Genomic DNA, 15099 nt, shown 5'->3' with positions numbered 1-15099 from the left:
AAAATTGGCAACTAGTTAAAAGCTTCCAATGCGCTGGTAGGAGTGCCGTTGGTGTTGAATGCACCCAGCAGGTAACCTTGCCAGCCACTATATGCCTGTGGTTCCCAGTAAAACATACCCAGACCCTTGTGGTCAGGCAGGTTATATACTCTTTCTGTAAGGTCTTCAATAAACCTTTTACAAGCTGCCCCACTGGCTACCGGCATGCCAATCTCGCACAACATCACTTCTTTGTTATAGCTTTTAATCATGTTTTGCATGTTGGCTTCACAAAGTTTGTTCAGCGACTGCCAGGTAGTAACATCCGGATATAACGACATACCAATTACATCATACTTCGCATTGTTGGCTGTTAAACCATCAAACATCCAGCGAAATAAACTGGTGTCGTACCCGTTACTTAAATGTACGATTACTTTGGCTGCAGAGTCTACTGCTTTCACCGCATTATAACCGGCGTTGATGAAAGAAGCAAAATTGGCCATGCTGCTAGAAGCCTGCCCTTCGGGCCACAGCATACCATTGTTGGTTTCGTTGCCCACCTGCACCCATTTAGGGGTGATGCCGTTGCCTTTCAGGCTATTCAATACAGAATAGGTGTGCTGGTAAATAGCATCCTGCAGGCCTGCCACATCCAGGCTGGCCCACGCGGCTGGCTTGGTTTGGTTGGCGGGATCGGCCCAGGTATCGCTATAATGAAAATCTATCATCAGCCCCAGACCGGCTGCCTGCACACGTTTGGCTTTGGCAGTAACATCTGCCAGGTTGTTATAGCCCGATGTAGGGTTTACCCAAACACGCAGCCTGATAGCTTTTACACCCAGTGTTTTTAATAATTCTATACAGTCTTTTTGTACACCGGCGGTGTCGTAAAACACTTTTCCGGCATCTTCCATTTCTGTAAGCCAGCTTACATCGGCTCCCATGGTCATGGCCGATACATAAGGATGTGCTGTAGGCACATTGGAAGGAGTATCGTATTTTTTACAGCCGGTGCTTAGTAACACCAACAATCCGGCTGCCAGTAAAATATTCTTCATTTTGTAATGGTTTGTGTTCCTCAGAAAATTTGGATGAACTAAAGTTTCTCAATGGAATATTTCAGATTGGCCAGGTCGTTTAAATCCAGCGTTACTTTATAATTGCCGGTTTGGCTAACTCCAAAATTGCCACCGTTAAGAACAATGCTGCCGTTGGTAAGTCCATAGTTCAATGTCCAGCTTTTATCAGCCCTGAATTTAAAGCCACCACTGCTGGTAATAGTTACCGGGTTGGCTACTAAAGTTTTGCTGGTTGCATCGTAGGTCATGGGTATGTCTGTTACCCAATCACTGCTAACAGCGTCACCTACCAATGACCAGGAAATAGAGGTGGCACTCCAGGTTTTTGCTTTGGTATCGGCCAATATCCGAAACAGACCTGCACCACTGGTATATAAGTTGCCGCTCACTCCTTGTTCCATAGTGGTAGAAGAGTTGTAACCCCAATAGGGTTTGTCCCAGCTCAGTTCGGTAAGGAATTTAAAACCACCGGAAGTGGGGCAGTAAACAAATCCTTCAAACTTGCCAGAGTTGGCTGTGTCCGCTATTACTGGTGGGTTTGTTAAGCTCCATCCCTGGAAATCGCCAAGTACATACAAATAAGTGGCAGGTAAAGAGTACGGAGTTACCGTAATAGAAATCACTTCAGAGTATACAGCGGGTATAGAAGAGGTAAGCGCGGAGCTTCCATTCTGCAATACTTCTGCTTTTACTCTCACATCCAGCTTGCCGGTTCTTTCTCCTTTAATGCCACGGGCCAGTGCAATGGTATTTAATGCATTGGTGATAACAGCTGCACTAGCGGTATCCGTACCTGCAATAATGGTAGAAGGAGTGCTAAAATTGCCACCGGCAGTATCAAACTGCAGTGTATAGGTAATAGATGCGTTGATGCCGTAGCTTACTGATGACCAGTTAAAGCCCAGGGCTACAGACGACTTTGCGGCGCTGTCTAATACTTTAACAGTAGTCGTGCTGGTAAAAGAGGCTACTGCCTGTGGGGCAGTATATACTATTCTGGTTTCATCCTTTTTGCAGGATACTGCTAAAAGGATAAGGGTGAATAGTGCTATAATAGACTGTTTCATAAAATTGATTTTATGTGAGATAGAACTATTAGTATCCATCATTCTGAACAAGGTTGGTATTAGCAATCATGTCGGTAGTAGGGATAGGGAATACATTGTATTTCTTATCTACGCCAACACCCTCAGCAGCACCACCTTTAAACGGCCATACATAGCTGGCATCGGTAAACTTGCCAAAGCGCACAAGGTCGGTTCTGCGGCTGGCTTCCCAATACAGTTCTCTGCCACGTTCGGCCAGTAAAAAGTCCAGGGTAAGATCGCCGGACGAAATATTGCCGGAAGTATTATTATACGCTCTTTCTCTTAACTGGTTCACATAGCCTACAGCCTGTGTAGTGCTGCCACCACTGCCACCTCTTACTACTGCTTCTGCATACATCAGGTAGGCATCGCCCAAACGGAACATTGGAAAGTCGGTATCTGTAAACCGTTGATTAGAACCTGCTGTACCGGTAGAAGTGATGTTGGTAAACTTAGGCACAGCATAACCTTGCTGAAAATTGCTCAGGTTGGTAATGTCCAGGCTTTGGTCTTGCCTGTAAAAAATAGCGCGTGAATCTGTGCTGCCGGTTACATCTACAAACTGGTTTACCAGTCCTTTGGTAGCGCGCATACCCGACCAGGTAGTGTTCATGCCATAGTCAGCTGCCTGCATACTTCCACCCAATGCGCTTAACACGATGAAGGTGGTGTTGCCATACGATTGAGAGTAATTGCCATCTGCTACAATAGGAAAGATAATTTCATTGCTGGCAGCGCTACTGTTGTTGTCGGCCTTAAACAGGTTGGCATATACAGGCGACAGGCTATAGTTGGCGTTGATTATCTTGTTGCAATAGGTAATGGTTTCAGTATACTTATCAGCACCAGTGTATATTTTACCGTTCAGGTACATTTTAGCCAGTAACATCCAGGCCGCACCTTTATCCACCCTGCCGTATTCGTTGGTACGGGTGTTGGGCAACAGGTTTTCCAGGTCTTTCAATTCGGTTTCCAGCCAGATAAATAAATCGGCTCTTGATTTTTGTGGTGGCATGAAAGTGCCTACCGGATCAGATTCTGTAACAAAAGGCACTTTGCCATACATATCCATGGCTATCCAGTAATAGAAGGCACGTAAAAAACGGGCTTCGTAACGGTAACCTTTAATGTTTTCCTGGATATTGGTGGCGAAGCCGGCCATTTTGCTATCAGGTGTCTGGCGTAAGAATTCGTTGCACGCTGCTATGCCAAAATACAGGCGATCGTACATAATTCTCAGGTAAGTGCCATTAGCGTTCCAGCTAAGGTTATGGTAAGCCTGTAAGTCGGCGTTGTTCCAGCCAATGATCGCTTCATCGGTAGTAAACTCCTGTAAGCTCCAGTAGGTACGTAAAAATACAATATCGCCGGCGTCGGTAGTTGCCAGATCGGCAAGGCTTGCGTTTTCGTAATCCTGACCGCTCAGGCTAAGGCCGCCATATAATTTGGCCAGTACCCCTTTAATCTTTGCAGGGTCTTTATAAATGGTTTCAGATGTTTCCTGCACATAAGGCAGGCGGTCCAGGTCGCCGGTGCAGGAACTAAATCCGGCAACAAGTGCAGCAAAGGCTGCTATAATGGATAATGATTTTATATTCATGGTGTTGCTGTATTAATAGATAAGGTTAATGCCTACTGAATAAATGCGTGGCTTAGGATAAGGGTTATTATCTATACCACTGGCAATTTCCGGATCAAGACCAGAGTATTTGGTAATCACAAACACGTTTTGCACCGTAGCGCTTAAACGCAGGGATGCAGTGTTGCGTAGTATTTTACCAAAGTTGTAACCTAACGATACGTTATCCATTCGCAGGAACGATGCATTCTCTACATAGTAGTCGCTAAAAAACTGGCTGTTCTGGAAACGGGTGTGCAGGTAATCGGCATTTACGTTGCCAATGTAACCGGCACCAGTGCTTACGCTGTTATAAGCGCCACCACCTGATTTTACGTTGTTGTATACATAGTTGCCAATGTTGCTGCGCACTACAAACGACATGTCCCATTTCTTATAGCTCATTTGTGAAGTGAAGCCCATGGTTACTTTCGGGTTAGCCGATTTGTAACGGTACAACAGATCGCCCGAGCTGCTTTTGTTGTATACGCCTTCTACCGGGTTGCCGTTTTGGTCGTATACCTGCTTGTATACATAAAAGGTTTGCGGTGCATAACCTACGGTGTTTACCTGTATGGTATTACCTGTTGCACCAGAGATGCCGCCGGTTAAAATGCCTTCCGAAGTAGAGTCTTTTACGTTACTCAGTTTCAGAATTTTGTTGTTGTTATAGCTGATGTTATAGCTTACACGCCAGGTAAAAGGGCCTTTGTCTATAACGTTGGCGTTAATAGCCAGTTCAATACCCTTGCTTTCAATGTTACCTACGTTGGTTAACACGTGGTTGCTCAGGTTGGCGCCGGCAGCCAATCTTACATCGGCCAGCAGGTCTTTGGTTTTCTTATAATACACATCGAGGGTACCGGTGATCCTGTTTTTCAGGAAACCGAAATCGATACCTGCGTTCCAGGCAGTGGTGGTTTCCCACTTAATGTTAGGATCGTATGGTTCGGCACGATAGGTGATAAGCGTAGTATCGCCAAAAGGATACTGCACGTTGTCAGAGCCTTTGGTGTAAATAGGCAGGTAAGGATAATAGGATCCTACTTCCTGGTTACCGGTGATACCAAAGCCTGCACGTACTTTAAAGTCGGACAGGGCAGTAACGTTTTTCAGGAATTTTTCCTCTTTGGCTTTCCAGGCAAAAGCGGCAGAAGGGAAGTTACCCCATCTGTTGTTTTTGGCAAAGCGGGAAGTACCATCGCGACGTACAGAAGCGGTTAATAGATATTTGTTTTTGAAGGTATAGTTTACACGTGCAAAAACAGATAACAGGGTGTTGCGGCTGGAGTCTGCTATAGGGGTAGACAAAATGTTGCCATATGCATCTCTGTAAGGATAAGCAGGGCTGCCACGGAAGAAGTCCTGGTAAGAATAACCTACCGTTGCATCCATGCGGCTGTCTATCTCTTTCAGGTCTTTGGTATATAACAGGTAAAAATCCAGCAACTTGTCCTTACGTCTTTGTGTGTATTCCGTCATAGAGCCCTGCTTCTGATAAGACAAGGCTGCATAAGCGGGAATAAAGGTATTACCATTGGTTTTAGAGATATCATAACCTGCATTCACCGTAGCAGTGATAGCCGGGAAGAATGGCAGTTTGTAATCCAGTTTAATACTACCTATGCTTCTGTATACATCACTTAAGCCGCTGTTCAATAATAATTGACCTAATGGGTTTTTAGGAGCCAGTTGAATAGGTGTGCCACCGGCATCTACCCACTCGTAAAAGTTACCGTACTGGTTGCTTACATGTACAGGCTGCGTGGGGTCAAAACCGATAGCGGCACCAATAGCGCCTTCATTGGCAAAGCGCGTTTTCTGGTAAACACCTTTCAGGTTAATGCTTACTTTCAGGGTGTTGTTAAAGAAAGAAGGAGTGAGGTTTAAGGCCACAGATCCTCTTTTCATGTTGCTGGTTTTTAAAATACCATCCTGGTAAGTATAACCGGCAGATAAGCGATAAGGCAGTTTTTTAACACCACCGGTAGCGTTCAGGTTATAATCTCCACCAAATGCTTTCTGATATATTTCATCTTGCCAATTGGTATTGGCTTTCCCCAGCATTGCTTTTTCGGCATCAGTGCCCTTTTCATTTACGAGTGTACGGTATTGATCGGCGTTTAATACATCTACTTCATTCCGTTTTACAGATTGGGATACTACAGAGTTGAAGTTGAGTTTTAGCTTACCGGAAGAGCCGCTTTTGGTAGTGATAATGATTACGCCGTTAGAAGCACGGTTACCATAAATGGCGGTGGCCGATGCATCTTTCAGTATGTTAAAGGTTTCGATGTCATTAGGGTTAATCAGGCTTAAAGGGTTGCTTACACCTGATACGGCATCGTTGGTTAAAGGAATACCATCTACTACAATTAACGGGTTGTTGCTGGCGCTTAAAGAGGTTCCGCCACGAACACGTATAGTACCACCTGCACCAGGTGCACCGCCATTGGAAGTGATCACCACACCGGCCACTTTACCTGTTACCAGTTGGTCGGGAGTAGTAACAGCGCCTTGCTGGAAGTCTTTAGAACTTACAGTAGCTACCGAACCGGTAAGGTCTTTTTTAGAGCGGGTACCATACCCGATCACTACCACATCGTTCAGCACCTGTTTGTCGGCAGCCATGTGAATGTTAATGCTGCTGCTGTTGGTGCCGGCAGTTTGTATGGCATAACCTACATATTCAAATGTTAATGAGTCGCCTGCATTGGCAATAATAGTAAAGGTGCCATCCGCCTTGGTTTGGGTGCCCTTGTTTTTGCCTTTGATAATTACCGAAACGCCTTCCATAGGCTTTTTTTCGGCGTTGGTTACAGTTCCGGAGATGGTTTTTTGCTGGGCTGATACCGACAGTGTGGTAAACAGCATCAGCAGTACAAGCAAGAGTTGGCCTATTCTGCTTCCATACTTTTTCTGGCCCATAGCCATAGAAAGCACTGCAGAATTACCTGGTAATTCTTTCATGGAATTTCTGAGTTTATTGGATTTATGAATGTAAACGTTTGCACAAGGCAGCCCAAAATTACCCCCTCAATGGCGGGTAGATGACTGCCTGTAAACGGGAATAGGGTCTAATACTACTTTCTTTGCTTTCATTTGGGTACTCGTTTTCATATTTATTTGTTCTTGTAAAAGTGTAAAGGCCGCCTCACCCATCAGCACCGTCTGTTGATCGAGGGTGGAAAGGGATGGGGTGGTATGTTCGCCAAATTCTTCATTGGCAAAACCAATTACACCAAATTGCTCGGGAATAAGGATTTGATGCTCTTTCAGGGCTTTGAGTGCGCCTAAAGCGGTAAAGTCTTCCACCGAAAAAACAGCATCGGGCGGATTGGGCAGCGATAAAAAATGCTCAATAGCCGTTTTACCAGCTTCAATGGAAATGTTACCTGTGTATATGAGCGAGGAGTCTATAGTAATATTATTGGCCTGCAAAGCACCCAGGTAGCCGCGCAGCCTGTTATTGAACAGGCGTATGTGCTGTGGGCCGGCAATATGGGCTATGCGTTTGTATCCCTGTTGTATCAGGTGTTCCGTAGCCATATAAGCCCCTTTGTAATCGTCAATGACCACACTGGCAATATCCAGGTCTTCATTGGCACGGTCGAAAAACACAATAGGGGTGCCGCTGTCTCTTGCTTCCAGGAAATGTTTGTAATCGTGGGTTTCTTTGGCCATAGAAACCAATATGCCATCCACCCTTGCATTTAAAAAAGCCTGTATCCCCTTTTTTTCATGCTCACGGCTTTCGTTGGTCTGGTAAATAAGCACATTATAACCATGTTCACTGGCCAGGCTTTCTATACCATGTACCACCGAGCCAAAAAAGTTGATTTTAGCGCTGGGAATAATCACGCCAATCAGATGGCTTTTTCCGCTGCGGAGTGAGGTGGCAATGCTGTTAGGGCGATAATTTAGCCGTTTGGCGACTTCCCATACACGCGCACGGGTTTCTTCACTTATGGAGGAGTGATTGTTAAGGGCACGGGACACCGTGGCAGGGGTGGTATTTAGCTCTTTAGCAATATCTGTAATCGTTACGTTCGTGGCCATTACGCAATCGTTTACACAAAAGTCGCAAAATATTTGAAACCGGGCTGTATTTTTTATGTGTGGCAATGACACTACCCTGTAAAAACAAAGATTTGACTATACTTTTGTGCTGATTTTCAAAAACTTCAACCTTATAACTATGCAGGAAGATATTTTGGTAGAAACCCCCGAAGGGAAATTGTATTCACAGAAAGCTATTACAGTTGCTACTGTTTTCACTGGTATGCTGGGCGGTGGCTATATGCTTACTCAAAACCTGAAAGTACTGGGAGATACCAGGCCCATAAAATATGTATGGTTGGCGGTGATTATCAATTTTGTGTTGATAATGGGGCTGGCTTTTTCTGATTTCGGTGAGAAAATCCCCGGACTTGTGTATGCCTTGCCGGGATTGCTTACAATCAACTATATTCTAAAAAAATATAACACGCCACTGGCTGCCGATTTTATGGAAAGGGGTGGTGAGGTGTACAATAGTGGAAGGGTGGTTGTGATAGCAATTCTTTCCTTAATAATAACGGTAGCTGTTGCTTTTGGAGTAGGTGTTATTGTTGGTCTTTATCAATCATTAGGATAGCTATATCTGATAATATAATACATGCTTTGCAGGAACAGTGATTAATGCTGGTTACTTAATTCCAGTATAGTTACCTGTGTATCCTGCACGTTTACTTCTTGTTGCGCAACACACCAGGGAAGTAATTGCTCAATAAAAGGCTTGGCCATTAACCGCTGCGGAGTGGTTAATATAATATGCGTGCCCATTTGCAGAAAATGCAGAAGCACCTGGTATAAGTGTGAAAAATCTTCCGGGTTGTAGTTGATGTCACTCATTAACAACACATCGGGCTGTAGCTGCGGAGGTAAGTGATGCCAGTTTATCAGGCTACCCGTTACATTGGTGAGCTGGTTGTGTCGAATGTTTTGCTCCATGGTATCCACTGCTTCCTGTAAGTAATCGCTACAGCAAACAGTGGCTGCCTGCCGGGCTGCTATTAATGAAGGCAGACCCAAACCAGCGGCCAGCTCCAGCACATTTTTTTGCCGGATAAGTTCAGGATGCGTGTGCAGATAATCTGTTAATGCCAATGCTGCTGGCCATAAGCGTGTCCAGTGTGGAAAAGGGATAGTATTGTCCTGTTCTTTTTGATGGTAATAACTTGCCTGCACTGCCGCCGCATCCGGCACCCACAACGACACACTATATCCTTCCCTGTTTATTTGCTGTAACTGCAGTGGCAACTTAGTCATATGCTTTATTGTCTAATAAACCTTGCTCGGCTGGCAACTCCTGTACATCGCGTAGTTTGCGTTCAATAGCACGTGAGCGGCGTCCTGCTTCGTCAATAACATTACTGGCTTCCTGTAATTTCTTTTGTGTTTTATCCAGTATGCCGCCAAAAGTAACAAACTCCGCTTTTACAGCACCCAGTAATTGCCATACCTCACTGGATCGCTTTTCTATAGCCAGTGTTCTAAAGCCCATTTGCAGGCTGTTTAGCAAGGCAGATAGTGTAGTTGGGCCCGTAATGATAATTTTGTACTCGCGTTGTATTTGTTCAAACAAGCCTGGTGTGCGCAGCACTTCTGCATACAGGCTTTCAAACGGAAGAAATAAAATAGCAAAGTCTGTAGTGTTAGGAGGGGCAATGTATTTGGAAGCAATATCCAATGCGCACTTTTTCATACTGCGCACAAAGTTGCGACGTAGCTCTTCTATGAGTTCAGGGCTGGCTTTGTCATAAGCATCGGTGAGCAACTCAAAATCTTCTTTCGGAAATTTAGAATCGACGGGTAACCACACAATAGATTCCCTGCTATCCTTGCCGGGTAGTTTTACAGCAAATTCCACCACAGCATTAGAGCCTTCTTTGGTTTTAACGTTCTTAGCGTATTGTTCCACGGTAAGCAATTGTTCCAGCAAGTTTTCCAGCTGGTATTCGCCCATAATACCGCGGGTTTTCACGTTGGTGAGTACCCGTTTTAAATCGCCCACACCAGTGGCCAGTTGCTGCATATCGCCCAATCCTTTGTGCACAGCTTCCAGCCGTTCGCTTACTATTTTAAAGGATTCTCCCAGGCGGGTTTCCAGCGTTTTTTGCAGCTTTTCATCTACCGTGGCCCGCATTTCATCCAGTTTTTTCTCATTGCCGGCTTGCAGCTCGGAGATTTTGCGTTCCACCACTTCCCGTATATGATCCAGCTTTACAGAGGTATTCTGGTTTTGCTCGCTTTGCTTTTGCATCAGCGCCCAGAAATTTTCTTTTTGCAGGCGATTGAAGTCTTCTACCGATTTATTCACCTGTTCGCCAAAGGCCCGGAGTGATGTGGAGAGTTCGTTTCGGGCATGCCGGGCTGTTTCGTTGCCTTCCTGCCTGTTGGTGGCAATTTCCTGTTTCACGGCCTGTTCAATACGGCTTACCTGTGTGTGGAGGTGCTGTAACTGGTTGGCGAGTTGTTGCTGCTGATTGGCATCAGCGCTGGTTTTATACACCAGCACCAATATTATCACCAACAGTATTATTATTATGCCTAATGCCAGGTAAGTAATCATCATCACGGTTTTATGAAAGTTCCTTGAAATTTGAAGTAGATCCGACCATTTTGTTGACGTCAACAAAATGGTCATTATTGTGCAAGGTGCTATTGTTTTTATCCAAATGTACTAATTAGATTAGTATTTGCGCTGCAATCTGTTATACGCAAAGCATTCTTTTGCCAACCAAATGCACGGGCAATTTCTTACCTTTGCTGCCTTTAAATTTGCCCACTTACTGTCTTTTTTTGATTATGAGTAATAAGTACCAGGAATTTTCAGGATTAAATCTGCCTTCGATAGAAAAAACTATCCTGGCGAAATGGAGTGAAAGTCAGGCGTTTGAGAAAAGCGTAGAACTACGTAATGGCGCAATTCCCTTCGTATTTTATGAAGGTCCGCCAAGTGCTAATGGTATGCCTGGTATTCACCACGTAATTTCCCGTACATTAAAAGACCTGGTATGTCGCTACAAAACGATGCAGGGGTTCCAGGTAAAAAGAAAAGGCGGTTGGGATACCCACGGCTTACCTGTAGAATTACAGGTAGAAAAGGAGCTGGGTATTACCAAAGAAGATATCGGTAAGAAAATAAGCATTGAAGAGTATAACCAGAAGTGCCGCGAAACGGTGCTGCGTTTTAAAGATAAATGGGACGACCTTACCCGTAAAATGGGCTATTGGGTGGATTTGAACGATCCCTACATCACTTTCGACAACAAATACATTGAGTCGCTGTGGTGGTTACTGAAAAAAATGTACGACAGGGGCTTACTGTATGAGAGCGTGAGCATTCAGCCTTACTCACCGGCAGCAGGTACCGGTTTAAGCTCGCACGAGTTAAACCAACCAGGTTGTTACAAAGATGTAAAGGATACCAGTGCCGTAGTGATGTTTAAAGCAGTGCTGAACGAAACCATCACTGGCAGCCAGTGGTATAAAAACATTGACAGAAGTGAGCTGGTGAGCGAGGAACTGTTCTTTACTGCCTGGACCACCACGCCATGGACTTTGCCTTCCAACCTGGGCTTAACCGTAGGGCCCAACATTGAGTATGTGCTGGTAAAAACGTTTAACCCTTATACACACCTGCCTGTAAACATTATACTGGCGAAGGCTTTACTGGGTAAATACTTTAAACCAGAAGGTGAGAATGGTGATTTTGCCGGTTACAAAGAGGGTGAAAAATTACTGCCTTGGAAAATACTGGCTTCTTTTACCGGTAAAGACATTGATGGTGCCCGTTATGAACAGCTGATGCCTTACGATGCTAACACTGTCGAAGTTGCCGGTGGCGATCCTTTCCGTGTAATAACAGGCGACTTTGTTACAACAGAAGATGGTACTGGTATAGTACACACTGCCCCTGCGTTTGGTGCAGATGACTATAAAGTAGGTAAGAAAAACAATATAGGTATACTTACCATGGTAGACAGGCAAGGTAAGTTTGTAGATGGCCTGGGTGAATTCAGCGGCAGGTATGTGAAGGATTATAAAAATGAGCCTAACTACGTAGATGTAAACGTTGACATTTCCGTAAAGCTGAAAAAAGAAAACCGTGCCTTTAAGGTAGAGAAATACGAACACAGCTACCCACATTGCTGGCGTACCGATAAACCCGTATTGTATTATCCGCTGGATGCCTGGTTTATTAAAACCTCTGCGCTGAAAGACAGGATGGTGGAACTGAACAAAACCATCAACTGGAAGCCTAAATCAACCGGCGAAGGCCGTTTTGGTAACTGGCTGGAGAATATGGTGGATTGGAACCTGAGCCGTAGCCGCTACTGGGGCACTCCTTTACCTGTATGGAGAACAGAGGAAGTGGAAGGAGAACAGCCAGAAGAAATATGTATTGGTTCTATTGCTGAGCTGACTACTGAATTTGAAAAAGCAGTAGCTGCCGGTTATAATAAAGACATAGCTGCCAAAATTGAGAACGGTCAGCTGAATGTGGACCTGCACAAGCCGTTTGTAGACGACATTACGCTGGTGAGTGCTTCTGGCAAGCCGATGAAAAGAGTGTCTGACCTGATTGACGTATGGTTCGATTCAGGTGCGATGCCTTATGCGCAATGGCATTTCCCATTTGAGAATAAAGAAATATTCGCTCAAAACTACCCTGCTAACTTTATAGCAGAAGGGGTTGACCAAACCCGTGGCTGGTTTTATACCCTGCATGCGATCGGTTCTTTAATTAAAGAAGACATCCATGCAGAACTGAAAGCGGCTGGTTTAGAAGTGAGCGATGAAAAATATCCGGGTGTAGCTTATAAAACGGTAGTAAGTAACGGTTTGGTGCTGGATAAAAACGGCAACAAAATGAGTAAACGTTTGGGTAACGTGGTAAACCCGTTTGAAACCATCGACACTTTTGGTGCCGATGCTACCCGCTGGTACCTGATTACCAACGCTTCTCCATGGGATAACCTGAAATTCGATATTGAAGGCATTAAAGAAGTGCAGCGCAAATTCTTTGGTACCTTATATAATACCTACCAGTTTTTTGTACTGTATGCGAATGTAGACGGTTTTGCTTTTAAAGAAGCCTACATTCCATTGACAGAAAGACCGGAAATTGACCGCTGGATCTTATCCTCCTTAAATACACTGATTAAAAAAGTAACAGTGTATATGGATGATTATGAGCCAACTATGGCCGGTCGTGCTATTGAAACTTTTGTAGATGAGCATTTAAGCAACTGGTACGTTCGCTTATGTCGGCGCCGTTTCTGGAAAGGTGAGTATGAGCAGGATAAAATAAGCGCTTACCAGACCTTATATGAGTGCATCGAAACATTGGTAAAACTGATGGCACCGGTTTCTCCTTTCTTTAGCGATGCCGTATTCTGCCACCTGAATGCCGTTACCGGCCGTTTTCAGGGCGAAAGCATTCACCATGCACCGTTCCCCGTTGCCAACGAAGCAGCTATCGACACTGACCTGGAAGAAAGAATGCAGCTGGCGCAGGATACCTCTTCGCTGGTGCTGTCGTTGCGTAAAAAAGTAAATATCAAGGTAAGACAGCCTTTACAAAAGATACTGATTCCGGTACTGAACCCTGAAATGAAGGCGCAACTGGAAAAAGTAGCAGATTTAATTGTGAGCGAGGTTAACGTAAAAGAAATTCAATACCTCACCGAAACCGAAGGCATCATCAGCAAAAAAATCAAGCCTAACTTTAAGGTATTGGGTAATAAGCTGGGGGCTAAAATGAAAGCGGTAAGTGCAGCTGTGAATAATTTTACTCAACATCAGATAGCCGAAATTGAAAAAGAGGGGAAAATTACTTTAAACATTGATGGTGAACCAGTGTTGTTGAATTTACCAGAAGTGGATATTACGGCGGAAGATATTCCGGGTTGGAGCGTGGCAAGCAAAGGAATGCTTACAGTGGCGCTGGACATTACCCTTACAGATGAGCTGAAAAAGGAAGGAAATGCCCGTGAATTCGTCAATCGTATACAAAATATCAGAAAAGAGAGTGGTTTTGATTTAACAGACCGTATATTCGTACAAGTGCTTGATAATGCCCTTCTGCGCGACTCGCTCACCGATTTTAAAAATTATATCTGTGCTGAAATATTGGCAGATGAATTGGAGTATGTGTCTGAATTGCAGGGCGGCATTGAAATTGAGGTGAATGACACTTTGCTAAATGTAAGCGTTAATAAAAAAGGTTAATCGTATGGCTACCAGCAAGAAAGCAGCGAAACCAGCCTCTAAATCCGCTAAAGCAGCTAAACCGGCAGCAAAACCCGCAACAAAAGCAGCGGCAGCAACTCCGGCGAAAAAGGCATCGAAGCCTGTGGCTAAACCTGCGCCTAAAAAGGTAGCACCCGCAAAAACAGCTTCGAAACCAGCTAGTAAATCAGCCGCCAAACCCGCTGTAAAAGCAACGGTAAAGGCAGTTGACAAGAAAACGTCTGCGGAAAAAGTAGTGGTTCCTGCGAAAAAGGTAGCGGTGAAACCGAGTCCTGAAGTACCTGTGAAATCGGTAAAACCAGCTACACCAGCCGTAAAGGAAACGGCTCCTGTTAAAAAGGAGGCTGCAAAAGTTGCTACTGCACCAGTAGCAGAAACCCCGGCAACGCCCCCCAAGCCGAAAGCAGCCGAAGTAAAACCACAGGAGGTAAAACCTCCTGCACCTATTCCAAGGCCAGCTCCTAAAAAAGAAGAGCCTTTGAAAGAGGTAAAAGTGCCCAAAATCTCTGTAAAAACAAGCGTACCTTATTCACCAGAGTACAAACCATTAGAACAAAGAGACAATAACTTTAAATCTAGCGAACCATTGGTAAGATATAGCGACGCAGACCTGAACGATTTCAGAGATCTGATTAACAAAAAACTGGAAGCTGCTAAAAAAGAACTGGCTTATTTACAGGGCTTGATTACCCGTAAGGATGAAATGGGCGGTGACGAAACTGAAAATCGTTACATGACCATGGAAGACGGTAGTATGAGCATGGAACGTGAGCAGTTGAGCCAAATGGCCAGCAGGCAAATTACTTACATCGATCACCTGGAAAAGGCGCTGATCCGTATTGAAAACAAAACATACGGCATTTGTCGCGTAACCGGTAAGTTGATTGATAAAGCCCGTTTACGTGCCGTACCACACGCTACGTTAAGCCTGGAGGCAAAACTGGGTTTAGTAAAGCCTTCTAACGATCAGTAATTAAGAAGCAGTTTTATACAAAATCGGGAAACGACATCGGTAAATCATTTACAATGCCGT

At 44.6% G+C, this 15099-nt stretch carries 10 protein-coding genes; 3 read left to right on the top strand and 7 right to left on the bottom strand.

What is annotated here, in order from left to right; all coding sequences use genetic code 11:
- Window positions 1-11: 11 nt before the first annotated feature.
- The 5 genes from FLA_RS24515 to FLA_RS24495 all read right to left on the bottom strand — a co-directional run bounded on the left by FLA_RS24515 (window position 12) and on the right by FLA_RS24495 (window position 7826).
- Window positions 12-1040 (bottom strand): glycoside hydrolase family 53 protein, encoded by a 1029-nt coding sequence (locus tag FLA_RS24515; protein ID WP_076375295.1) that lies wholly within the window; start codon window positions 1038-1040, stop codon window positions 12-14.
- Between the two features lie 38 nt (window positions 1041-1078).
- A complete protein-coding gene (locus FLA_RS24510; RefSeq protein WP_159445052.1) occupies window positions 1079-2128 on the bottom strand; it encodes a SusE domain-containing protein in 1050 nt (349 codons plus the stop codon).
- A 28-nt stretch (window positions 2129-2156) separates the two neighbouring features.
- Complete coding sequence (locus FLA_RS24505) at window positions 2157-3749, bottom strand: RagB/SusD family nutrient uptake outer membrane protein (protein WP_076375291.1); 1593 nt, start codon at window positions 3747-3749, stop codon at window positions 2157-2159.
- A 12-nt stretch (window positions 3750-3761) separates the two neighbouring features.
- On the bottom strand, window positions 3762-6737 hold the full coding sequence (locus FLA_RS24500; protein WP_084205997.1) for a SusC/RagA family TonB-linked outer membrane protein: 2976 nt from the start codon (window positions 6735-6737) through the stop codon (window positions 3762-3764).
- A gap of 66 nt (window positions 6738-6803) precedes the next feature.
- Window positions 6804-7826, bottom strand: coding sequence for a LacI family DNA-binding transcriptional regulator (locus FLA_RS24495; RefSeq protein WP_076375289.1), 1023 nt, complete (start codon window positions 7824-7826; stop codon window positions 6804-6806).
- Between the two features lie 139 nt (window positions 7827-7965).
- On the opposite strand from FLA_RS24495, the gene FLA_RS24490 reads away from it, so the two are divergent.
- The gene (locus FLA_RS24490; RefSeq protein ID WP_096511275.1) at window positions 7966-8403 is read left to right on the top strand and encodes a hypothetical protein; all 438 of its coding nucleotides are present in this window, start codon (window positions 7966-7968) and stop codon (window positions 8401-8403) included.
- A 41-nt stretch (window positions 8404-8444) separates the two neighbouring features.
- Here the strand turns inward: FLA_RS24490 and FLA_RS24485 are convergent, their stop codons facing one another.
- Together FLA_RS24485 and FLA_RS24480 are read right to left on the bottom strand one after the other, a co-directional pair.
- Window positions 8445-9077, bottom strand: a complete 633-nt coding sequence (locus FLA_RS24485; RefSeq protein WP_076375285.1) for a class I SAM-dependent methyltransferase — start codon at window positions 9075-9077, stop codon at window positions 8445-8447.
- Entirely contained in the window at window positions 9070-10383 is a 1314-nt protein-coding gene (locus tag FLA_RS24480) for a DNA recombination protein RmuC (protein WP_076375283.1), read from the bottom strand. The genes FLA_RS24485 and FLA_RS24480 overlap by 8 nt, the downstream gene beginning before the upstream one ends.
- A 233-nt stretch (window positions 10384-10616) precedes the next feature.
- Between FLA_RS24480 and ileS the strand changes: the two genes are divergently transcribed.
- Together ileS and FLA_RS31265 are read left to right on the top strand one after the other, a co-directional pair.
- A complete protein-coding gene (ileS, locus tag FLA_RS24475) occupies window positions 10617-14045 on the top strand; it encodes an isoleucine--tRNA ligase (protein WP_076375281.1) in 3429 nt (1142 codons plus the stop codon).
- 4 nt (window positions 14046-14049) lie between these two features.
- The gene (locus FLA_RS31265; RefSeq protein ID WP_144263948.1) at window positions 14050-15039 is read left to right on the top strand and encodes a TraR/DksA family transcriptional regulator; all 990 of its coding nucleotides are present in this window, start codon (window positions 14050-14052) and stop codon (window positions 15037-15039) included.
- Window positions 15040-15099 lie beyond the last annotated feature (60 nt).

Origin of the sequence: Filimonas lacunae, from assembly GCF_002355595.1 — a bacterium.
In the GTDB taxonomy this organism is placed as follows: Bacteria; Bacteroidota; Bacteroidia; order Chitinophagales; family Chitinophagaceae; genus Filimonas; species Filimonas lacunae.
The sequence above is the reverse complement of the archived record's forward strand: the minus strand, read 5'-3'. Positions and strand labels throughout refer to the sequence as shown.